General features: G+C 48.2%; 20 protein-coding genes. 1 reads left to right on the forward strand and 19 read right to left on the reverse strand.

Annotation, left to right across the window (positions count from 1 at the left end):
• Window positions 1-226: 226 nt before the first annotated feature.
• The 7 genes from FGT79_RS15390 to FGT79_RS15420 all read right to left on the reverse strand — a co-directional run bounded on the left by FGT79_RS15390 (window position 227) and on the right by FGT79_RS15420 (window position 8,620).
• Window positions 227-1,369 carry a glycosyltransferase family 4 protein gene (locus FGT79_RS15390; protein WP_138753716.1) on the reverse strand — a complete coding sequence of 381 codons (1,143 nt, stop codon included), beginning with the start codon at window positions 1,367-1,369 and terminating at the stop codon, window positions 227-229.
• 103 nt (window positions 1,370-1,472) lie between these two features.
• Window positions 1,473-2,177 carry a WecB/TagA/CpsF family glycosyltransferase gene (locus FGT79_RS15395; protein ID WP_138754041.1) on the reverse strand — a complete coding sequence of 235 codons (705 nt, stop codon included), beginning with the start codon at window positions 2,175-2,177 and terminating at the stop codon, window positions 1,473-1,475.
• 64 nt (window positions 2,178-2,241) lie between these two features.
• The gene (gene csaB, locus FGT79_RS15400; protein ID WP_138753717.1) at window positions 2,242-3,390 is read right to left on the reverse strand and encodes a polysaccharide pyruvyl transferase CsaB; all 1,149 of its coding nucleotides are present in this window, start codon (window positions 3,388-3,390) and stop codon (window positions 2,242-2,244) included.
• Complete coding sequence (locus tag FGT79_RS15405; RefSeq protein WP_138753718.1) at window positions 3,354-5,498, reverse strand: DUF5693 family protein; 2,145 nt, start codon at window positions 5,496-5,498, stop codon at window positions 3,354-3,356. The genes csaB and FGT79_RS15405 overlap by 37 nt, the downstream gene beginning before the upstream one ends.
• A 35-nt stretch (window positions 5,499-5,533) precedes the next feature.
• The gene (locus FGT79_RS15410; RefSeq protein WP_138753719.1) at window positions 5,534-7,261 is read right to left on the reverse strand and encodes a phospho-sugar mutase; all 1,728 of its coding nucleotides are present in this window, start codon (window positions 7,259-7,261) and stop codon (window positions 5,534-5,536) included.
• A 35-nt stretch (window positions 7,262-7,296) separates the two neighbouring features.
• A complete protein-coding gene (gene fabZ / locus FGT79_RS15415; protein WP_138753720.1) occupies window positions 7,297-7,728 on the reverse strand; it encodes a 3-hydroxyacyl-ACP dehydratase FabZ in 432 nt (143 codons plus the stop codon).
• Between the two features lie 358 nt (window positions 7,729-8,086).
• The gene (locus tag FGT79_RS15420; RefSeq protein ID WP_138753721.1) at window positions 8,087-8,620 is read right to left on the reverse strand and encodes a CDP-alcohol phosphatidyltransferase family protein; all 534 of its coding nucleotides are present in this window, start codon (window positions 8,618-8,620) and stop codon (window positions 8,087-8,089) included.
• A gap of 304 nt (window positions 8,621-8,924) precedes the next feature.
• Between FGT79_RS15420 and FGT79_RS15425 the strand changes: the two genes are divergently transcribed.
• On the forward strand, window positions 8,925-11,078 hold the full coding sequence (locus FGT79_RS15425; protein WP_138753722.1) for an Ig-like domain-containing protein: 2,154 nt from the start codon (window positions 8,925-8,927) through the stop codon (window positions 11,076-11,078).
• A 116-nt stretch (window positions 11,079-11,194) separates the two neighbouring features.
• Here the strand turns inward: FGT79_RS15425 and FGT79_RS15430 are convergent, their stop codons facing one another.
• The 12 genes from FGT79_RS15430 to FGT79_RS15485 form a co-directional block, all read right to left on the reverse strand.
• A complete protein-coding gene (locus FGT79_RS15430) occupies window positions 11,195-11,509 on the reverse strand; it encodes a DNA-directed RNA polymerase subunit beta (protein WP_171056264.1) in 315 nt (104 codons plus the stop codon).
• A 16-nt stretch (window positions 11,510-11,525) separates the two neighbouring features.
• The gene (locus FGT79_RS15435; protein WP_138753724.1) at window positions 11,526-12,368 is read right to left on the reverse strand and encodes a flagellar hook-basal body protein; all 843 of its coding nucleotides are present in this window, start codon (window positions 12,366-12,368) and stop codon (window positions 11,526-11,528) included.
• Between the two features lie 32 nt (window positions 12,369-12,400).
• Window positions 12,401-13,264, reverse strand: a complete 864-nt coding sequence (locus FGT79_RS15440) for a flagellar hook-basal body protein (RefSeq protein WP_138753725.1) — start codon at window positions 13,262-13,264, stop codon at window positions 12,401-12,403.
• Window positions 13,265-13,429: 165 nt separating this feature from the next.
• Window positions 13,430-14,428, reverse strand: coding sequence for a rod shape-determining protein MreB (gene mreB, locus FGT79_RS15445; RefSeq protein WP_138753726.1), 999 nt, complete (start codon window positions 14,426-14,428; stop codon window positions 13,430-13,432).
• Window positions 14,429-14,552: 124 nt separating this feature from the next.
• Entirely contained in the window at window positions 14,553-14,840 is a 288-nt protein-coding gene (gene spoIIID / locus FGT79_RS15450) for a sporulation transcriptional regulator SpoIIID (RefSeq protein WP_053373789.1), read from the reverse strand.
• Between the two features lie 171 nt (window positions 14,841-15,011).
• Window positions 15,012-15,755 (reverse strand): M23 family metallopeptidase, encoded by a 744-nt coding sequence (locus FGT79_RS15455; protein ID WP_138753727.1) that lies wholly within the window; start codon window positions 15,753-15,755, stop codon window positions 15,012-15,014.
• Between the two features lie 79 nt (window positions 15,756-15,834).
• Window positions 15,835-17,028 carry a stage II sporulation protein D gene (gene spoIID / locus FGT79_RS15460; RefSeq protein WP_246096453.1) on the reverse strand — a complete coding sequence of 398 codons (1,194 nt, stop codon included), beginning with the start codon at window positions 17,026-17,028 and terminating at the stop codon, window positions 15,835-15,837.
• A 125-nt stretch (window positions 17,029-17,153) separates the two neighbouring features.
• Window positions 17,154-18,344 carry an ABC transporter permease gene (locus FGT79_RS15465; protein WP_138753728.1) on the reverse strand — a complete coding sequence of 397 codons (1,191 nt, stop codon included), beginning with the start codon at window positions 18,342-18,344 and terminating at the stop codon, window positions 17,154-17,156.
• Complete coding sequence (locus FGT79_RS15470; protein ID WP_425465018.1) at window positions 18,286-19,053, reverse strand: ABC transporter ATP-binding protein; 768 nt, start codon at window positions 19,051-19,053, stop codon at window positions 18,286-18,288. Before FGT79_RS15470 ends, FGT79_RS15465 begins: the two co-directional genes overlap by 59 nt.
• Complete coding sequence (locus tag FGT79_RS15475) at window positions 19,050-20,639, reverse strand: efflux RND transporter periplasmic adaptor subunit (protein WP_171056265.1); 1,590 nt, start codon at window positions 20,637-20,639, stop codon at window positions 19,050-19,052. Before FGT79_RS15475 ends, FGT79_RS15470 begins: the two co-directional genes overlap by 4 nt.
• Before the next feature lie 236 nt (window positions 20,640-20,875).
• Window positions 20,876-21,829, reverse strand: a complete 954-nt coding sequence (locus tag FGT79_RS15480) for a carbohydrate kinase family protein (RefSeq protein WP_138753730.1) — start codon at window positions 21,827-21,829, stop codon at window positions 20,876-20,878.
• 11 nt (window positions 21,830-21,840) lie between these two features.
• Window positions 21,841-23,295 (reverse strand): glycoside hydrolase family 32 protein, encoded by a 1,455-nt coding sequence (locus FGT79_RS15485; RefSeq protein ID WP_138753731.1) that lies wholly within the window; start codon window positions 23,293-23,295, stop codon window positions 21,841-21,843.
• Window positions 23,296-23,331: the final 36 nt, after the last annotated feature.

Below are 23,331 nucleotides of genomic sequence, written 5' to 3' on the forward strand. Positions count from 1 at the left end.
GGTATTAGGAAAGTAGTTGGTCAGACGACTGAGCGGCTTAATTATGAATGAACCTTCCTCCCTTTTCCTCTTTAGCCAGTTATCATACGCTTTGCAGTTAGACGCGCTGACCGCAGAAAAGTTCTGTACTGTTGTTATCGGCTTGCAGTCCCTATTTTTTTAGCCATATGAGCATTTAGGAGCAAAAAAAGAGCCCCGTTTCCCATTTGGGACTCGGAGCTCATTGTTATTTGGAACGTGATTCAGCATCAAGCTTCAGCCTGAGCCTCATCCGGGTTAGAAAATTAATTAACGGTCTGCGTGTTTTGTCCACAATCCCAGTCACTTCGGCACCGATCTGCAGGAAGAACATGAGCATGCAAATAACGGCAAAGGTAATCCAGTTCGCTGCACTTGACTGAACGACAGCCGACTGCACGATCGCAAGCGCTCCGAAGATTGCTGCAACTCCCCAAATGATAAGTACTGTGCGGCGGTGACTGAAACCTAGATCACGAAGTCGGTGATGCAGATGGCCTCTATCCGGCGCGAATATCGGCTTCTTGTTCACCCATCGGCGAACAATTGCGAAGAAGGTATCCGAGAGGGGCACCCCGATAATAAGCAGCGGTGTTACGAACGACACAATCGTTACTTGCTTGAAGCCAAGCATGGACAATGTCGCGAGACTAAAGCCGAGAAACAATGAGCCTGAATCGCCCATGAAAATCTTAGCTGGATGGAAGTTGAACACGAGAAATCCTGCAATCCCGCCAAGAAGAAGCGTACTGAGCAGAATAACAGGTTGGAAACCCATCAGCGAGGCCATCACAACGATTGTTGCAATCGCGATGCCCGATACGCCTGCGGCAAGCCCGTCCAAGCCATCAATTAAGTTGATCGCATTCGTAACGCCAACGATCCAAAAGATAGTAAGCGGAATGCTGATCCAGCCCGCGATAGGCTGCATCGTTTCACCAAACGGAATGTTCAGCAAATCGATCTTCACATCGAAGACGAATACAACGACACACGCTGCTGCAATCTGACCGAGCAGCTTTACCTTTGCTGACAGCTCGAAGCGGTCATCAAAGGCTCCCAAAATAATAATCATCGTACCGCCAACAAGCAGCGCATTAATCATGTTAGAATCCTGTGGTCTAAGAAGACCGTCTGGTATGAATGGCGACAAGATAAAAAATGCGCCAACAAATGCGATATAAATAGCTAGACCGCCAAGACGCGGCATGATGCGCGTATGTACTTTGCGGTGGTTTGGTTTGTCTATCGCGCCTACTTTGAATGCGAACTTCTTAACAAGCGGCGTCATTGCAATGGCTAGAACTAAAGCGATAATGAACCCAATTGAATACAGCAAGCCAACCGGCATGTGTGCAACTCCCCTTTTCTTTCTACCGAAGTGAATTATACTCCGATTGGAAAAGAAACTCCAACCCCGTTTTCAACCAATTTAGCCGATTTTAACGAGAATTTCATGGTGTAATCCGAGGTTTTGTTACGTTTTCTTTGTCGCGAAGCACTTTCACTACGAATTTCGGCAAAACAAGCATTCTTTTGTATCGTTTTGGCTCTTGAGCCAAGCGGTAGAACCACTCCATACGAAGCTTCTGAAAGATCATCGGAGCTCGCTTTAGCTTGCCTGAAACGACGTCAAAGCTGCCGCCGACGCCCATAATTAGCGGCACGCCGAGCTTTTGCTTGTATTTCACGATCCATGGTTCCTGCGTATCCGCTCCGCGTGCAACAAATAATAAGTCAGGCGCTGCATTGCGAATTTCCTCAACCACTTCTTCGTCCTGCTCCGGTCCAAAAAAACCGTTCCGATAACCAACAATTTTCACCTGTGGATATTGAAGCTGCAGCTTCTCGGCCGCCGCCTCAATAACCTCTTGCGAAGTACCAAGTAGATAAGCCTTCCACCTTCGCTTCTCCCCTTGCTCAAACAAGCGATGCATGAGGTCAAAGCCCGTTACTCGCTCAGCAACTGGGTTGCCAACGTACTTGGCCGCCCATACGACTCCTGCTCCATCGGGCACGATTAGGTCGGCCCGCCGAATCATGGCACTGTAAGACGCATTCTCTACTGCTGACATAATCATGATTGGATTTGCGGTAATGACATGCGTTACCCGTCTTCCCTCAATCGCTTCTGTTAAATAGTAAACTGTTTCGTCCATGCTCGCCTTAGAGAATGGTATGCCGTAAATGGGCACAGTGGGTAGTTGTTTCGACAAGAGGAACTCACCTCGATAAAGTATGACGCAATAAGTGAATAATTTGTTGCGCCGGTTTTTGCGATTGTTGTTTTAATAAGTCGATTGCTGGCTTATGTCTCGCTTGCCAGCCCGATTTATCGCTCAAAAGCACGCTTGCCTCTTGCGCGAATGTCTCCGGATCAAGCTGTTCCGTGGAGCCGATTGCCCTCAGTCCTAATCGATTAAGAAACTGATCGATCTTTGGGTCGTAAGACAGGCCAAGCATCGGCACCATTTGGCCGGCAGCATAGATGAGCGCATGGAGGCGCATGCCGAGCAAAGCGTCGCACTTGCTGACCTCCAGCAGCATTTGCTGGGGGTCGCCCTCTGGCGCGGCGAGCTCGGCGGTGGAACCGTTGCCGAGCCGGCCGCGCAGCCGTTCCATCACCTGCTCCGACGCTTGCGTGTCGGAGGGGGTGTGGAACGGCAGGAAGCGCAGCCGGACGGGCATGCGCTTCGACAGCGCGACTAGCGCTTCGGCGACGCGGGCCAGATCGGCGCCGTCGCTGCGCCAATGGCGCAGCGATACGCCGACCAGCGGCGGCTCTGAAACTGCTTGTCCCCCCGCGGATGTCTGTGAACCGCTGGGGAGTGGCAGTCCCATAACAGGATCAGGTACGATATCAATCTTATCCGCTTGCACCCCTATTCGTTCAAGCAGTGCAGCAGATTCGGCATCACGCACCGATACATAAGCGCTTCGTCTCATGACGTTACGAATGAGAGGATCCATCCAGCGACGGTTAACAGGACCGATGCCTTGCGAATAAGCAAAGGTAGGTTTGCCGAGCAGCTGCGCCAGCTTCATCACTCCCGTGTAATACGGAATGGTTTTCGTTCCGGTCGCATCCTGCAGCAAGCTGCCTCCACCGCTAATCAAACCGTCGCTGCTCTTCAATGCGTTCCACAGATCAGACGGATGCATGCGGCGAACACTCTCCACACTGTACATGCTGCTTGTCCAGGCTGGGTCGGCAGACAATACAATTGGCTCAATCTTAATGCCTTGTGCTGTGCCCTGTTCTTCTAAAGCTAGCAATATCGAACGAAGTACTGCTTCATCACCGCTGTTGTGAAAGCCGTAATAGCCCGAAATGACTAAGCGACGAACTTGCGAATGATTGCCGGTGCCCATTTACGAATTGCTCCTTCCACTAGCTGCCATGCCACAATCAAAATACAGCCTATTATCATTCCTGTACCCAAGCCAAGCAGTACGCGAATCGCTGAAATATAGAGCGGTGTATGAAGGTGAGCAAATGTGTCGACCATTGAAAGCTGTCCAATCGATCCAATAATAATAAGAAGCCATGCAGCACGATAGCGAAGCGATAGGAAAAGACCTAGCAGCAGCAGCGGATGCGCTAGCAAAAACTCTTTAAACCGCGGTCTAACGCCGAAGTTGGACTCTAGGAAATGTCTAATAACCAGCTCCAGCGAGGTTACTTGTCCGCCATTCCCTGTCCGAGACAAATAATAATAACCGATAATGCCAATTACACCCGCAAGAATAATCCAAGTAAGCGTAATCGGCTTTGAGAGAAGCTGCTTCAATTTGCCTACAGACAGTTGACCATTGTATAGAAGCACATAAACGGCAACCAGTGCAATGGGAGCCAGATGCAGCAAGCTTACACCGCGGAATTGCTCCAGCACCAAATTATAAGTAATGTTATTCAATAAGCCGAATACAATAGGAACGGCTGTCAGCGATATGAGTGTCGCTGCAATGAACCAATTGAGTGCTAATCCAAAACGCCGACCGATAGACAAGGCCGGGAATATCCATTTCATCCGGTTGACATTGTCATATACAGCCCCAGGCTGCTGAGGTGTGTTGCCTTGTTTGCTCCGGCCAATCGACCAATCCTTGCCTCCAAGCACTCGGCGTTCGCCGACCGTCCGAGAATAGATCCGGTTCATTACCCACACGAGAGCAAGCGTCGGTGCAGCAATAGCTGCTCCTAAAGCTAGACCCTGCTCCATAATGGAGCTGTTCAGCTTATACAAACCTGCGCTGCCGAACAATCCAATAATAAATACCGGAATGTACACGCCAGGAATGAAAGCACCGATTAACAATGCAATTAACGCAATTGCACCTGCAGCAACAATGGCTCTAACCGGTTTATTCCAAGATGGCTGCTCATAATCGAATGCTTTTGGCGTGCCTGACGCAAAGCCAGCCTCTGTGAGCCTCTCGATAATACCATTCTTTTCACTGAGCGCTTCAGCAAGCCTGTCCAAGGATTGGACGATTTTGGCTTTGTCCGTATTTGATTGAGCAGTTCCGTTCAAGAAGAACATACGAATGTTGCGATCCTTCGCCGCTAAGAGGAAACGATCAGCAATCGCCTCTGGGGACATGGTCATTCCGTCATTCTCAGACAAGGAGTAGAGTCTGACTACATTATAATTTGTAATATATGCTAATTTATTTATGCCTTCTTGAGGTTTTTTCAAATTTTCAATAGTCGCAAGGCCGAGATCATATTTATTCAGCAGTTCTCCGAACTGATACAAACTGTTATCCATCGCTTGATCCGAAGCACCCTTCACCTTATCCCCATCGAATAAAATGCGATTAACCCCGTATGATTTCAAATTCGCAAGCACTGCATCCGTTGCAGCTTGATCGTAAGGCTTCACACGATCGGAGAACCGCGGAAGTATACCTAGGCCTGCATTATGAATCTCCTGTAAGGACATTGGATCGAAATCCATCGTTTTCATAATCGCTTCTGCAATTGGAATCTCGACAACGATTCCGTTGCGTCCACCATATGACCAATCACTATAAACAGCCTCAGAACGATCAAGCGCCTCACGTACGATTGGACCGATCATTTCTTCTTCTTTAGGACCGTTAAACAAAATATAAGTAAAGTTCTGACCAGCTTGCTCGAACTTGCTCTGCAGCAGTGCAGCATCTCGCGAGCTGTAGAAAGTCAGCCTACCGGATAGCTGAAGCTCCTTGAGTGAGCTCTCATATACAGCCATCGTTGTAATGCCCGCCTCTTTCAGCATCGCAAGCTTCTCTTGCAAGAAAGCCTGTGGCCTTGCCTGACGCTCGGCTACCTCAATAATATCGCGGTAATCAAACACATACTCCACTTGCTTAGACGACTTTTCCATTTCCATTCGAACAGCGCCGAGCGGCATTGCTGCCGCCACCCCTAATAGTGCAATAATCCAAAGTACAAATCTTGCGCGCCGATTCCATTGCTGCCAACGTAAAAACACGTCATTCCTCCGTCCTAAACAGGTTGTTTTTCGTTCTATTCGCTACGGTCTACCCGTTCCATTACAGAGGCTTTCAACGTTTCCAGCGCAGCAGCAGCGGATTCTTTCGACTCGCCTTTCACTGCAAAATAAACCTTGATTTTGGGCTCAGTTCCCGAAGGACGCAAGCAGAACCAAGAGCCGTCCTCACGCAAATATTTCAATACATTCTCAGGGCGTAGGCCATCATGGCCTTTTGCATAATCCAGCACTTGCTCTACTTTAACTCCACCGATTTCTACTGGCGGATTAAGGCGCCAATCATCCATAATCGCTCCGATTTTTTGAACACCGTCAAATCCCTTGAGTGTACGAGACTCCAAGCCTTCCAAATAGAAGCCGAACTCTGCATACAGCTCAAGTAAAACATCGTACAATGTTTTCCCTTGGCTGCTATAATATGCCGCTGCTTCAGCAATCAATAACGAAGCAACGATCGCATCCTTATCTCGTGCGTAAGTACCAGTCAAATAACCATAGCTTTCTTCATAGCCGAACAAAAAGGAGTGCTCACCCGTTTGTTCATAGTTTGTCATTTTTTCCCCAATATATTTGAAGCCCGTAAGTGTGTTTTCTACTGAAACGCCGAATGAACGGGCAACGTCAGCACCAAGCTCACTGGTTACGATTGTTTTGATAACAACGCCATTATGTGGAAGTTGGCCGCGTTCCTTGAGTTGACCGAGCACGTAATGCACCATCAGTGCGCCAGACTGGTTTCCGGTAAGGACTACATATTCGCCCACATTATTTTTTACAACCGCGCCCATCCGGTCTGCATCGGGATCTGTGCCGATAATAATATCAGCATTCACCTGTTGAGCAAGCTTAATCGCAAGCGTGAATGCTTCCCGCTCTTCTGGATTAGGCGATTTGACCGTACTGAAATAGCCATCTGGCTGCTCCTGCTCCGGTACGATATGAACGTTCTTAAAGCCGACCTTCTTCAGTACCTCACGCACTGGCATGTTACCTGTTCCATGCAGTGGGGTAAATACGACGCTGAACTTCTCGCCGATCTCGCCTTTTATCAGATCGCCATTCAAGCTCTGTGCAACAACTGTATCAATGAACTGTTGATCAGCCTCGTCGCCTAGCCAGCGCAGCAGCCCCTTGGCTTCCGCTTCCTCGCGAGAGAGTCTGTTCACTTCGTCAAAACCTGCAATACGGCCAATCGCGGCAATCACTTGCTCCGCCTCTTCAGGAATTAGCTGGCAACCGTCTGCGCCGTAAGCTTTGTATCCGTTGTATTCAGGAGGGTTATGACTTGCCGTTATGACTATGCCGCTAGAAGCCTTGAGTGAGCGAACAGCGAAGGAAAGCTGCGGTGTAGGACGCAGTGCTGTGAACAAATAAGTTGTAATGCCATTGCCTGCAAGCACTAGCGCAGCGTCTAGCGCGAACTCAGGTGAGTAATTGCGAGAATCATGTGCAATGACTACCGATGGAGCCTGTTCCCCCGCTTTAGCTTCGGCAAGCAGCCAGTTCGCAAGTCCTTGTGTTGCTTTCCCAACCGTATAAGCGTTTAAACGGTTCGTTCCTGCGCCCATCACCCCGCGCAGACCTCCTGTACCAAACTCAAGGTCGCGATAGAAGCGATCAGTCAATTCCTTCTCGTCGCCTGCAATGCCGCGAAGCTCTCCCTTTGTTGCATCATCGATAAGCGGATCATTAAGCCAAGCCTCATATTTTTCAATTACGTTAGCGTTCGTTGATTCAGTCATAGGTTTCAGCCTCTTTCATCCAAAAATTTTATTTTTTATGAAGGATTAGATAACGCAAACATAAGCTCGCCTTCGGCAACGATTTGATCGCCCACTCTGGCGGTGCCTTGTCCTTTTCCAATCGAGCCCTTCAGGCGCGTAATCTGTACTTCCAGCGTCAGCGTATCCCCTGGTTTCACTTGGCCGCGGAACCTGAAGCCATCAATCCCCGCAAAAAAGCCGAGCTTGCCTTTGTTCGCTTCAATCATCAGCATCGCAACCGTACCTACCTGCGCGAGCGCTTCGACGATTAGTACGCCAGGCATAACTGGATATCCCGGAAAATGTCCTACGAAATAGGGTTCGTTCATCGTCACGTTTTTAAGTCCGACAGCCCGTACACCCGGCTCCACCTCTAGAATCCGATCAATCAGTAGAAATGGAGGGCGGTGAGGAATAATTTCTTGAATTTGGTTAATGTCCAACATGGTAAAAAAAGCCCCTTTCGTTGTTAGGTAGTATAAAAAGCGTCGAAATGTACGACACTATACATATCCATCATAAAACTGCAGTTTATGAAGGTTAAGATAAGAGGCTTGGCTGCTTGGACCCGAAGTGTCCTCCGCCAAGCCTCTTTGTTCACGTATAGGAAAGTTTACGAATTTGCATATACTTTCTCTATACGTCTACGCGAAACGCGAATATAGCCGCCAGAGGACGGCTTAGCCGTTTACGCTTGGTCAATAAGGCATAAATAAGATCGCACTTCTGCATTCCTTATTCATGATTAATGCGAGCTATTACTGTTTAAATCGCCCGCTTATGCTATGTAGGTGCCTCAGAAGTTTACGAATGTCCAGCGGGCGTTTCTGTCAGCGGCTTATTCAATGATTTGAACATGGCGATATAGACAATAGATGTTACGAATGAGAATGCAATAACCGCCCATAAATAGGAATGCGCATGAGGCGCTTCAAAGAAAATGAGCATAATAGCCGCATAGAACAGCACCGTTGTGAGCTTCCCCATCCAATTGGCTGGAACGGTCTTCTTCCCCCGAAAGTGAAAAAACATTCCTCCAGCTATCATGCCCAAGTCGCGCAAAAACATCGCTGCTGCCGCCGCCAAGGAAATATGGCCGGAGATGAGCAACGATACGATAACGGTGATGAGCATAAGTTTATCGGCAAGTGGATCAAGCATCATGCCAAGCGTGGTAACTTGGCCATTTCTACGCGCAATATAACCGTCTAGAATGTCGGTAACGCCCGCAGCAACCATAATCAGAAAGGCAGGAATCATGTGGCCCTTTATGAACACCGCTATGTAGACGGGGATCAATATAAAACGTAATGATGTTAAGAGATTCGGCAGATTCAAATTTCCACGCTCCTCTACCTGTTACTGGCCGTCCATCATGGTTCCCAACTATTATACAACTACCTCCCACAAAAATAAAACCTTCCCTGCAATACAAGCGCTCGGCTTCCTTTAATACGGTTTAATCTTCCGCAAGTTTACAAAATTAAAATAACAGTTTTTCCCTTTGTTATTCATTTTCCCCCTCAGGTTTCCGTTATTAATAGAATAACATTTACTTTAACCAAGAAAGGACAGGGATGTAGTGAATTTAAGTTTACGCTTTAACATGTCGTTCAAAGAAACTCGCAGGTGGCTTTCAGTCATGCTTGCATTTGCCATGATTATGACCTCAGCAGTAGGTGTGGCGCATGCAGCTGATGATACGGTAACTAGCATCGAATTTTCTTATGATTCGGACGATTACGACAACAGCACATCGTCACTAAAAACATTCGTAGAAGATGACAAAGTTAATTTAACCGTATTTGCTAACGTTTCTGGCCTATCCAACAAGAAGGCAGTTACTTCGGATGTCACATGGAAATCTTCAAACACTTCACTCGTAAAAGTAGAGAATGGCGTATTAACCGGCGTTGGCAAGGGAACCGCGACGATAAGCGCTACTTATAAAGGCTTTACCATTTCGATTAAAGCAACTTCTGATTATGTGTATGATTCCATTACGCTTATACAGAACGATGGAAAAAATGCACCTGCATCGAAGGACATTGAAATCGGTCAGGCGCTGGCATTTACTTTGAATGGAACAAAAGGATCTACAACTCGTGACGTTACGGACGACGCAGCGTGGTCAACCTCGAACTCCATGGTTGCAACTGTAGATGATGGTGTTATTACTTTACTGGGTGTCGGTACAACGACTATCACAGCTAAGCTTAAGGGAAAATCAGCTAGCACTACACTCAATGTCACTTCACCGTACAAGTCGATCACGTTAGATCAAGTCCTCTCCAGCAATCTATTGCAGATTGACATTGGCAGTGATGATGTGAAACTAACAGCCTCCGTTGCGCCTAAAACAGGCGGAGCAGTTGAACCGGTAACAGATACAGCCAAATGGGTCAGCGCGAACGAGAAGATCATAACAGTCAAAAAAGGTGTCGTAACAGCCGTAAGCGCAGGCAAAACGACAATTAATGTCTCTTACAAAGGCGTGTCGACAACGGTCGATGTTGTCGTACGTACAGCTTATCAATCGATCAAGCTGTCGCCGGAGAAAGAATACCACATGCTGCTTCAAGCCCCAGATCTTCATATCCAAGCTGAGGTTCTGAACAACTCGAATGACAAAGAGAATGTAACAACAACAGCGGAATGGACGTCGTCGAACGTTATAGTCGCTACTGTAGATAAAGGAAAAGTAACGCCAAAGGCAGTAGGCACAACCAAAATTACAGCAAACTATAAAGGCGTTAGCCGCAGCATCGATATTACGGTCTATCCTAGCATTTATGCACTAAGTGTTGAGAGTGAAACGATTGACGGCTACAAAGACATCAGTGGGGAACTTCCAGTAGTAACGGCAACGACCTTTGATGGAACGAAAGTAGACGTCTCCAAAATCGTAGAATGGTCTTCCGCAAATGAGAAGGTCGCAACGATTGCAGATGGGAAATGGACAGCTAAAGCACTCGGTGATTCTGTGCTGACCGCTTCCTTGCAAGGCTATAAAACAGAAGTAAAGCTTACTGTTCATGTGAAGCCACTGAAGCTAGTTGCTGACGTGAAGGATCTAAGTATTATTTTAGGAAAAGAAACATCGCTCCCTACCGTTAAAGTTATTAACGAGGACGGTGAAGAAGAGGATATCTCTAGCAGAGTCAAATGGAAAACGACCTCAGAGGATATTGTTTTAAAAGAAACAACGATGAAGGGCTTGGATGTTGCTACCCTTACATTAACCGCCACATACCTAACCAAAAGCGTATCTGTGAAGGTGAAGGTCGAAGAAGAAATCGTTAAGCTGGTCGTCGATCCCGTAACGATTGACCTTTATCCAGGCAAGAGCAAATCGGTGAAAGTGACCGGCTATTACAAAAGTGGCAAACAAGTTTCACTAGGCTCTAAGATGAACTGGGAAGTCGGCAACGCAGCAATTGCAACCGTTAGCAGCACCTCTGTTAAAGGCGTTTCAGTTGGAACAACCAAAATTTCAGGCTCTTACCAAGGAAAAAGTGTTGTTGTTCCCGTTGTTGTAGTTGCTAAGCTGAAGTCACTGCTTCTATCGAGCAAATCCGTACAGCTTAGCGTAGGCGGAACCTATGCTGCCAAGCTGCAGGCTAATTTCACAACCGGCAGCCCAGCCAACGTTACAGACAGTGCGGTTTGGGTTTCCTCCAAAGCAAGTGTCGCTACTGTAGTAGGCGGTAAAATCGTCGCCGTCGGCAAAGGCACAGCGTCCATTAAAGCTACTTATGCAGGCAAGAGCGTCACCATACGTGTAACCGTTAAATAGAAAATAAGGTCCACTCCCAGTCATGACTTAGCGACTAGGGAATGGACCTTATTTCTTTAGCAGCCGCAATAACAAAAAAGCCATCCCAGAAAGTGATAACGGGATGACCTTTATTATTAGGTATCAGCAAATACGAGATCATAGAGATGCTGCCATGTTGCCCAACTAAACACATCTGTCTCTTCTTGCTTGCCTATTACGACATAACCAATATAGAGACCTGCCACAAGCATTATAACCATGATAATGGGAACGATGCTTTTGCGTAAAATCCACAGCAGCACGCTTAGCCATTTGGACCTTTGTTTTTTATTTGAGCCTTTATCCGCCTTCGCCCGCGTCTCACGCTTCTTCCTGCCGGATCTGCCCTCTTCCGCTGTACTCTTGAACCCACTGTCCTCGCGGTTCATTCGTTCATCGGCCATACTCATCAACATCATCCTATCCTTATGCGCGAAGCCCGTTCGTCAGGCTCATCATCGTATCGCTTGACGATAACGCTCTAGCTGCCAATTGATACGCGCGCTGCACATTAATTAGCTCCGTCATCTCATCCGTCAGCTCGACATTGGATTGCTCCAAATAGCCTTGACGGAGGACGATGCTATTCACCGAATCCGGTACGATTTCCTGTACGACATCGCCAGCGTCAATGCCGTTTGCGACAACAAACAGATTATCAGAGACCGCAGTCAATGCCGCCGGGCGGGATGCTTGAAGCAGCTTAATGCTGCCAAGCGAAATCGTACGATCAGAGGATACCCCTAGAACCGTCCCATCCGGATTAACGCGAAGACTATAGCCCTGTGGTACGATAATATTGCCTTCTACCACGTTTCCAGTCAATGGATCTGTCACATTAGCCACAACCGGGTATCCGTCTTCCGTTGCCAGAATCGTATCACCGTTTCCGTTGACCGTCAACTGAAACGCCCCGTTACGCGTATAGGCACGGTTACCAGCTTCGTCAACTTGCACCTCGAACAGCGCATTGCCTTCGATGGCGAGATCCGTGTCCTTGTTCGTACCTTGCATCGGACCTTGGGATAAATTCGGCTGAACCATCGTCATGCGAGAACCCCAGCCTTGCGTGAAGTCCATCGGCGTTTTACGTCCTGGCTGACTGAAAGCTTCAGGTTGCGTTCTCATGTTCGTCAGCAAATCCTCAAAGGTCGCTTCCTTCCGTTTGTACCCAACCGTATTCACATTCGCAATATTATCAGCTAGAAGATCCAGCTTCTGCTGGAGTCCGTTCATCGATACCATCGCGTTAATCATTGAACTGTTCATGTTTCGTGCACCTCCGCTGCTTCAACCTGTTGTTATACGCGACCTACGTCATTGACTGCCTTGCTCAAGCTTTGATCATAGAATTGAATGACTTTTTGGTTTGCTTCATAGGCGCGAAGCGCTGACATCAAATCAACCGCAGCTTGCGCAGCATCAACATTCGAGCGCTCTACGTAGCCCTGTCTAACTTCAACGCGCTCTCCTTGCGCGATAGCCACAGCTTGGCCGTCTTCTTCCGCCAGGCGGAAGCTTCCGTTTCCGTCACGAACAAGCGTATTCGGATTATCTACACGGCTTATGAGCAGTTGAACGCCAATATCCTGACCGTCTGTATCAACAAAACGCTGATCGTTCGTCAATATCAATCGTTCCAATCCAACACCGGCAGGCATTTGGATAGGCTGTCCGTTCGTACCAAGCACACTTGAGCCGTCACTCCCCATTAGGAAGCCTTCCTCAGTCAAGGTGAATTTACCTCCGCGCGTGTAGCGAGTTTCACCGTTCTGATCCTGCAAAGTAAAGAACGCCTGCGGCTGATACGTCACCTCTCCATCCGCTCCCACGCTTTTGCCTGATGCATCGAATGACATACCGTCTACTTCAATGTTGGAAATAAGCGCAAAGTCAGACGAGTTGTTCGTTTGCGTGAGATCACCTTGCAAATGAATAGACAAGCTTTCTTCTGCAAAAACGCCGTTCGTCAATTTACCGATTTGCTTGTAATTCTCTTGTCCCGCTCCCGTTAATGACAGCATCACTTCTGGAAACGAACGAGTTACCGCATTCGTCTGTTTATATCCAGGCGTATTTATATTCGAAATATTATTCGTTACCGTATCATGTCTGCGCTGCTGGGAAATCATACCCGACGCAGCCGTATACAAGCCTCTTAACATCGCTGTTACCTCCCCGAATGCTTCCAAACGAACCTACTATATATGTTATCGGTTGGAAGCAACGCTGCCTGAATAGCTTGTCATGCGACCTATGACCCATTTACGCCTCGGCTGCGCCCCCCAAAGGCTCCCTACCCGCGCAAATGTATGTGGCCAGGCCGCTTGTTATCTTCGCTTCTTCCCGAGCTTGTCCAAATTATCAAGCAGAATGCCCGTTCCCTTCACAACGCAGTGCATCGGATCCTCTGCGATCAACACCGGCACCTTCAATTCCTCCGCAAGAAGCGCATCCAAACCACCTAGCAGAGCGCCACCGCCCGTTAGAATAACACCACGGTCAATAATGTCAGCTGACAACTCCGGCGGTGTCCGCTCCAGCACAGCTTTAGCTGCCGAAACGATAGACATAACGGAATCCCACAACGCTTCGCGAACTTCACCTGAACGGATCGTAAGCGTGAGCGGCAGACCAGATACCATGTCACGGCCACGAATGTCAATTTCCTCCTGCTTACCGCCTTCGATTACTGTACCAATCTTGATCTTAATGTCCTCACTTGTTCTCTCGCCAATAAGCAGCTTGTACTTATTTTTAATAAACTTCATGATCGCATCGTTGAACTTGTCCCCTGCAACCTTAATAGAGGAGGAGGTTACGACGTCGCCCATCGATAGAACAGCTACGTCCGTCGTTCCTCCGCCAATATCAACAACCATATTGCCGCTAGGCTGGAAAATATCCATTCCTGCCCCGATAGCAGCAGCTTTCGGCTCATCCTCAAGAAATACTTCTTTTGCGCCGCTGCGTTCAGCAGCTTCACGAATAGCCTTTTGCTCGACTGACGTGATATTCGTCGGCGCGCAAATAAGAATACGGGGACGGCTAAACCATTTCCGTCCCTCAACACGATCAATAAATGCCTTTAACATAATTTCTGTAATCTCAAAATCGGCAATAACTCCATCCCTAAGCGGACGAATTGCGATAATATTGCCTGGTGTCCGGCCAACCATACGATGCGCTTCCTCACCAACAGCGAGCACATTCTTCGTATCGCTTTCAATCGCTACTACTGAAGGCTCATCCAGCACAACGCCTCTACCTTTCACATGAATAGAAACATTGGCTGTACCTAGATCAATCCCAATATCCTTGCTCAACATAAGGCTTAAGTCCCCCAACGAATAATAATTACATAACGTACGTTTAGTTCCCTTGACACAGAAACCGCTAACGTTTATTATTCGCCAAAAAAGACAAATTTCCTCTATAATTCGAGAAAAAACTTCATAACTTTCCAGCAGCGAGCACTTCCCGCTTCTTCGTGCTAGTTTTCTTATACTTAATCTTGGTCGCTTCTCCCCCTCTCAAATGCCGAATCGATTTGTGGTACTCGAGAATGTGCTTTACCTGATCGGCTAAATCGGGGTTTATTTCAGGAAGCCGCTCAGTCAAGTCCTTGTGCACCGTGCTTTTGGATACACCGAACTCTTTCGCGATCGTCCGCACCGTGTGCTTCGTTTCCACGATACAGCGGCCTATTTTAATGGTTCGCTCCTTAATGTAATCGTGCACGTTCCCGCCTCCCTACTCGAGATAGTTTGGTACATTATATGAGTAGGCCCAGTATATATTCGTTGTGGTCAAGCCTGACAGGCCGGAATGTGAAAAAATTTTCATAAAAACGTAAAACAGGCAGGGAATTGTTCCCCGCCTGTACGTCTAAAGTCCTATTTCGTTCGCTTCTTACTCCGCAATCAATGAACTCGGATTAATCGGCTTCCCATTATTTCTTGTTTCATAATGGAGGTGAATACCAAGATCCCGTTCGAGGTCATTCCGGCCCGCTTTAGCAATGACCGTGCCCTGCGTTACATCGTCGCCTTCTTGAACGGCAATATCAGTAACGCTCTGGTACACGGTAACCAAACCACCTTCATGCGTAATCTCAATGACATTCCCATTTGTCGGCTCCGTCTTCACATAAGTGACTTTGCCGGAAAGAGATGCATGTACATCGAAGGTTTTCCCGCTTGGGTCAACGAAGTCAACACCCAAATGCGGAGAGAACGTGTCCCCGATTTGAACGAGCGCTGCCTCGCGCTCCTCATCAGACGCCTTCTCATCGTAGAACGGCAGCTCCACGTTCAGCGCTTTGATGTCAGCTACTGGCCACTGGAACGACTCATTGCCTGCAATAACCGGGGCTGCTTCTTCGCCTTTACCTTGCGTTTCAGTCGTACCTTCTTGCGAAACTTCAGTAGGATCGGCTTTACCTGTTGTAGGACTCGTTGTATCCGTTCCCTGATAGATCCACATTAAGGTTACAATAATTGCTGCCGCGGCCATGAAGATTGCTGGAGATACCCATCGCTTTGCAAAAAGGTTCTTCCATCCACTGCTAGATTTGGCGGCAGACGCTCCTCCCAGATTCGTTTTGGGAGTTTCTTCTGGTCTTTGCTTCGGTTTACCTTGATTTTGATCATTCATTTTCTATCACCTCACTAGCCATTGTTGCCAGATCTGCTAGGTTTATACGTGAGGTATTATGAAATATTGAAAGATTCCTTTAGAGCCGGCTAGCAAGCACAGCTGCCCATTTGGAAGCCTGCTCTACTTGAACGCTAGAATAGTAATGTGCTAGGATCTCATCGTCGCTTGCGCCTGACTTCGCCATGCCATTCGCTCCCCATTGACTCATACCAACGCCATGACCGTATCCATAGGTTGTAATAGATATCGCACCTTTTTTCATTCTCCACGTGAATTGAGAAGAGGCTAGGCCGAGTTTCTCTCTTACTTCCCGCCCTGTGAAGGTCATGCCTCCTATCCTAATCTTACTAATTCGCTTGCCTTCCGATTTCTCTATAATTCGTATAGTTGATTTGACTGAGGACTTACCCTGCATCCCCAGCCTGCTATAGAAATCTTCCAGTTTAAATGTAATGGTTTCTTCGTATTTGGGAGATATCGCTTCATCCCACGGACTTGCCACACTTCGAAGATAAGGTATTTCCTGACTCCAATAGTCTTCTGAATTTTCAGTATATCCATTGCTGGTTGAGAAGAAGGCCGCTTCTATCGGATCGCCTTTGTAGGTAATGATCTTTCCCCTTGTTTGTGCGATAACTGCGTCCAGCTTCTTCATGTTCGCTTTCTGATCCGCTGCAGGCCACTTCTTCGCCAGCTCGGCAAGAGGAATATACACCTGATGCTGGACGGTATCTGTCACATCAGCACCATCTATCGGCACTCCGCTGTCATCATCGTGAACGATTCTTCTCATCATATACGTCCGCGCAGCAATCGCCTGCGCCTTTAGCGCCTCAAGCTCAAAGTTGATCGGCATCTCAGCAGCTACAACACCTCGCACATACGTTTCTAGAGGCACGCTCTCTATGCGCTTTTCTTTTGCCAAATAGATGCGAATGATCAGCCTGTCCATTGCTTCAAGCTCTTCCGAGTGCCGGTCACTGCTTTCTGCTGCACTAGGTTTCAGCGGTACTACTTCATCGGAATCCGTCTGATGCCCTGTGACCTCATCTGGCTTAGAAGCAGCCTGAACCGTTTCCGTACCAACCTGTGCGGTCGAAGCAGCGACATCCTGCGTGGCATGAGCCGCTCTCAGCTCAAGCAAAGAAAGCTTCACTAAGAGCGCGGAAGCACCTAACATAGCGCCAATCGCAAATAAAGCCGCCCACCGACTTGTTCGTAAACGACCGATTAACGTAACAATTGAAATTCTACCTATCCTCCGCTTCATAAGCTCTCCTTCCACTTTGGCAGGCAAGAGAGAATAGGAATAGAAAGCTTCTAGTCCGCTCTCTCTTAAACCAATCCTGATGGTTCATTCTATGAGCGTAAATGATAGGGTAGAACCGTTAACGTCTAATCATGGCGAAGCGCGTCAACAGGCCGCAGTCCCGCCGCCTTATTAGCTGGCAAATAACCAAATACGACACCAACCAGCGCTGAGAATGCGAACGCCAGCCATACGGTATCTATCGGAACTTCCGTCTCCGTCTGCATCACTACTCCAATGATGACAGAAGCAATATAGCCAAGCCCAATGCCGAGCGCACCGCCAAGGCCGCTTATGCATACGGCCTCCACTAGAAACTGGAACAGGATATCCCGTTTCTTCGCTCCAAGAGACTTTCGAATTCCAATCTCTCTCGTTCGCTCCGTTACCGATACGAGCATAATATTCATGATGCCAATACCGCCGACGATCAACGATATAATCGCTACATAAATCAGCTGTCTGTTCATCGTCTCATTTACCGAATTAAGTGTCTTCATCGCTTCCTCTTGATTAAGCACACGGTATGCATTCTCGTTGCCCCGGAATTTCTCATAGAGAACAGCTTCAATTGCAGTAACCGTCCTAGCCATTAACTCTGTATCCGTAACAGTTAGATTAATCGTAGAAACACCTTTAGTTTGAAATATTTTTTGAGCCGTCGTAACGGGAATCAATATTTTCTCATCGTTTGAGCCTGTAAGCGAGCTGCCTTGGGATTCAAGCAAACCGACAATGGTAAACTGGTAGCCGTTTATCGTAATTTTTTTACCGACTGCGGCAGACGGGTCCTCTCCCTCATCTTCAAAGAGATCAGTTGCAGTATCTACTCCAATCAGCGCTACCTTTGTATTGTTCTTGATATCAGGAGAAGCAATATACCTCCCATCCTGCACAGGGAAATCCTTCACCTCTTCATAAGCTGCAGTAATCCCCTCTACCGTTACAGATACTTCCGTCTTCCCATACTTCGCATAACCGGTCGCACTTGTAACAGGAGCAACACCGGCTATGTTTGACACGTCACCAAGCTCATTCGCTTCATCGACAGACAGCGTCGTAACCGTACCGCGGCCTAGAATCGTAACGGAGAGTGAGTTCGGGCTGCCTAGAGACGATACCTGCTCCGCCACTTCATTAGAGGATGCCTTCCCCATCGCCACAAGCGCGATAACCGTTGCAACGCCAATCAAGATCCCAAGCATAGACAGAATGGTTCTAAGCTTGTTGGACAATACGCTCTTGACTGCCATCTTGAGGCCCTGTGTAAGTTTCATCGCCGTCCCTCCTCTCCCGGACATGCTCAGTCAGCACCCCGTCCCTAATAATAACTGTACGGCTAGCCCGTTTCGCGACTTCCATGTCATGGGTAATCAATACGATCGTCTGGCCCGTTCGGTTCAGCTCCTCCATCATACTGAGCACTTCCATACCCGTCTTCGAATCCAACGCCCCTGTAGGTTCATCTGCCAGCAGCATAGGCGGATTCGTCGCTAATGCCCGTGCGATGGCAACCCGTTGCTGTTGTCCGCCGGAAAGCTCGTTCTGACGATGGTGCATCCGCTGCCCAAGTCCTACTCGCTCCAGCGCATCCATCGCTCGCATTCTCCGCTCCTTGCCTGGTAAGCCTCTGTAAATAAGAGGAAGCTCGCAATTCTCCAGCGCCGTCAGCTTGGGAAGCAGGTGATAGCCTTGAAAGATAAAGCCAATCTTTTTGTTGCGCATTTCCGCCAGTTTATTGTCGCTTTGCCCGGTTACTTCCATCCCCTCCAGCTTGTAGCTGCCTTCGGAAGGCAGATCGAGACAGCCAATAATGTTCATGAGTGTTGATTTGCCTGATCCAGAAGGACCTACGATAGCTAGAAAATCACCATGTGCAACCTTAAGCGATACCTCATGCAGCACGGTCGTCTTCTCACGAGCCATCATATAAAACTTCGTAACATTAGACATTTCAATTAAAGGGGCATTCGTATGCATGCTCATCGTGTTCCACCGCCGGTCGCAGCCCGCGTACCGCCGCCTCCGCCTGTACCGCCCATTCCCATTCCGCCTCCACCGCTAGGGAAACCCATACCTCCGCCTGGGAAGCCGCCTTGCTGTGTGAAGGATTCCGTTTCTGAACCCATCCCTGCTGTACCCTGTGCGATAGGAACAAGTACGTTGTCACCTTCTGCCAATCCTGATACGATTTCAACAAAATTCTCATCGCTGAGGCCAGTTGTCACTTCAACCATCTGGCCTTCAAGACCACCCATCATCCTTCCTCCGCCTGTTCGACCGCCCGCTGCCATGCCTCCGCCTGCGGTTGCACCAGCTTCTCCGCTTGCAGCCGCGCCTGTCCCTTGGCCACCTTGCTGTCCACCCGCTGCCATACCCGTACCTCGGCCGCCTTGCAGACCGCCTGCAACCGCACCTGTCCCTTGACCGCTTTGCTGACCGCCCTCTGCCATACCCGTACCTTGGCCGCCTTGCTGACCGCCTGCAACCGCACCTGTCCCTTGACCGCTTTGCTGTCCACCCGCTGCCATACCCGTACCTTGGCCGCCTTGCCAGCGTCCTTCAGACGTTCCGCCCTCTTGGCCTGCTGGCGCAGAACCCTGCTGACCGCTGGTTCCCGCTGACGCTTCACCGTTTTCGCTAGGAATACGGACAAATGATCTTGTCCCCATCTCTACGACCGCATTAACCGGGACAAGTACGACATTTTCCTTAGAAGCAATCGTGATGGCAGCTTCACCAGACATGCCTGCCTTTACTCCCGTGATATCATTAATCAAAATATTCACTTCAAAAGCGGAAGAACCATTGCTCGAGGTACCTTCCTTCGCAATTTCAGAAACGGTCGCTTCAATTGTTCGATCCGTGATGGCGCTCAATGACAAATTGACGGCTTGTCCCACCTCAACCATTGCAATATCAAGCTCGTCAACAGACGTGACAAATTCAAGCTCCGTATAATCCACGATCGCAGCCACTGTTGTATTCGCATTAACCTCATCACCGACCTCGATATCCATTTCTGTAATCTCACCGTCAATAGAAGCGGCAACGACCTTTTCTTCTTTCGCTTGCTCTTCATATATATCTTGCAATTGATCGTTGTAGTCGGCGATCTCTACGTTCGCAGCCTCCATCTCCTTCTGGAGAGACTTCTTTGTTTCCTCCTCCTTCTCCGTTCCCGTTGCTTCCTTGTAGCTCTCCTGATAGCCCTCAATGGAAGTCTTGAGCTTCGTTATGCTCTTTTCAATTGAACTTATTTTATCTTCATTATCTTCAGCCGCTTCAAACGTAACGAGCACTTGACCGGCTTTAATTTTATCCCCAACCTTGACGTTTACTGTTGCGATTGTACCGCTTTTTCCTGCTGTTACCGTTTCACGCGAATTCGCGGCAACGGAACCTGTACCGCTGATTTGCTTCAAGATCGAACCTTTTGTGGCGGCTACCGTTTGCGATGTTGGCGTTGCTCCCACTGCTGCCTCGTCTTTTGCAAAATAAAAATAATAGGCCCCTGCACCTGCAGCCGCCAAAATGATGATGATGCTAATTCCTATCGTCCATTTCTTCATTCGCTTACATCCACCCTCCATTAGTCTAAGTAAGTTAGAATATAGCACTCTAACATGAACGGAAGATGAACAAGCCGGCACTTCAAGCGTAAACAATTGAAGCCGTCCTCTGGCGGCTAAGCTAATGTTTCGCGCAGAAATTGACATAAATTTGAAAATATATATTTTCCTATATTTCAAAAAAACAAGGCTCCCCCTCCCAAACGGGAGAAGAAGCCCTGCCGAAATGATAGTTATTAAGCCAGCACAGGAAGCTCTGCTAACAGTGGAAGCGACGAAATCGCGCCTTCCCTAGTCGTTGTCAGCGCAGCAGCAGCATTGGCAAATGCCACGATTCGCTCAGCTTGACTTGCATCTATGTGCTCCAGGTAGCCTTTGTTTCTTTGGAGCTGATACAGCAGGGCACCTACAAAAGCATCTCCCGCTCCCGTTGTATCGATCACCGCTACCTTCTGGCCTGGAATAGATACCTCGTATTCACGCGTATACCATACCGCTCCTTCCGATCCTTTGGTGTAGACCACCGCCAGCACATCGCCTACAAACAAAGAGGAGATTGCCTCCTGCTCGTCCGTAATGCCGGTAATAAAAGCAAGCTCATCCGAGCTGATTTTGACCAAATGACTTCGAGGAATAAACGAAAGAATGGTCTGCCTGCATTGCTCATGGTCTGCCCATAGCGGCAATCTAACATTCGGATCGAAGCTAATAAGCCCGCCAGCCGCTTTCATAGCCGTAATGGCTTTGATGTGTGCATATTTGACTGGTGCCTCGATGAGATCCACGGAACAATAATGCAAAATATCTCCTTCGTGAAACCAAGCCTCGTCGATTTCGTCCTCTGTAAGCAGCATATCCGCACTAGGATTCCGATAAAATGAAAAATCCCGATCTCCGTCTGCCTTTAAGCTGACGAATGCGAGCGCCGTATTCGCTTCGCCAGTCCGCAGTACGAAGCGCGTATCGACATTGACGGCAGCGAGCGTCTCCACTAAAAAGTCGCCGAAGGCATCCGATCCCAGCTTGCCTATAAATGCACTGCTCCCGCCTAGCTTCGCCACTGCGCAGGCTACGTTAGCTGGAGCGCCGCCAGCTTCCTTCCTAAACGAGACCACATCCTTCAATTCCGTCCCCCTAGTATCCGGAATGAAATCGATCAACGCTTCACCAATCGTATACAGCTTTGACAATGCAAACCCTCCTATTTCATCATGTCCCATTTCTTAAACGATACAATCGTACATACCCCATCGCTATACGTTTGAATGCCAAGCGAACGGGTACTTGGGTAAATTCTGCTGGTCATAACCTTCTCGCCGCCTTGAATAAATACCTCAACAGAGGATTTATCCACAAAAATATTCAACGCGAGCAATCCATCCTTCATCGCTATCCTAGTTCTACGCTCACCGCCAAGGCCGATACCAGACTTATCACGGTTAAATCGGAATTTCTCCTCTGCCTGCCGATAGGATAGCACCGTCTCTTCCTCGCCGTACACCCTTAGCTTCAAGCCAAACTCCTCTGCTTGATCCGCCTTGAAAACGACCTCGAGCTCATAGCAATCCCCACTGACATCCATATCTTTAATACCTGATAAAACAATATCGCTTGTCTCATAACCATTCTTTCGGTAGGCCTTCGTTTCCTCCAGCGGCTTGAATACTAACGACTCTCCTTGTAAAACAACTTCGCGAGGCAGTGTCATGGCACCAGCCCAATAGTGACCAAGCTGCGTCGGAATCTCAGTTTCCCACGTCTCCATCCATGCCATAATAATGCGTCTACCTCTCTCGTCGGTCGTCGTCTGCGGAGCATAATAATCAAAACCATAGTCGACAGGCTCATAACGATCGTAGCTAAAGGTGCTTTGCAGAATATCCAAGCGTCCTATCATATATGTAGTGGAGTGTACATTATGATAGTCATCTCCTTGTGCAGGCATACGCTGCGGCGACATTACAAGCACATCATGACCGTCCAGCTCAAATAAATCCGGGCATTCCCAGTTATCGCCAAGCTTTCCGTCACTACGGGCGATTTCACCGATGAAATTCCAATCCACTAAATCAAAGGAACGATATAATAAAATCAATCCACTGCCATGCCCATCATTAGAGCCTAGCACCACATAATATGCGCCGTCACGTTCGAACACCTTGGGATCACGGAAATCCTTTTGGCTTACGCCTGCGGGGATTTGCTCCGTACGGATGACCGGATTGGCAGCCAGTTTCTCGAAATGGATACCATCCTCGGATACTGCTATATTTTGATTTTGGCGGTAATCATTATCCGTCCCTGTTACGATATGGCCGGTATACATCAAATATAGCCTGCCATCGCGCTCGAAAGCGCTGCCCGAGAAGCAGCCATCGCGATCATAGGTCTGATCTGGTGCTAGAGCAACCGGCAGATGCTTCCACGTCATAAGATCCGGACTCACCGCGTGTCCCCAGTGCATTGGGCCCCATACGGGTTGGTACGGATAATACTGATAGAACATATGATATTCCCCATTGTAATAGATAAATCCGTTTGGATCATTCATCCAGCCAAACTCGCTTATGAGATGATAATTAAGCCGATATTCATCCTTTAATAAATACTTACGCTGAGCAACAAATGCATCCGCATTTTCTCTTGTATATAAGATAAATCAATCATCCCTTTCTACTTATTTAATGGAGCC

It is taken from the genome of Paenibacillus sinopodophylli (genome assembly GCF_005930355.1).
Classification (GTDB): Bacteria; Bacillota; Bacilli; order Paenibacillales; family Paenibacillaceae; genus Pristimantibacillus; species Pristimantibacillus sinopodophylli.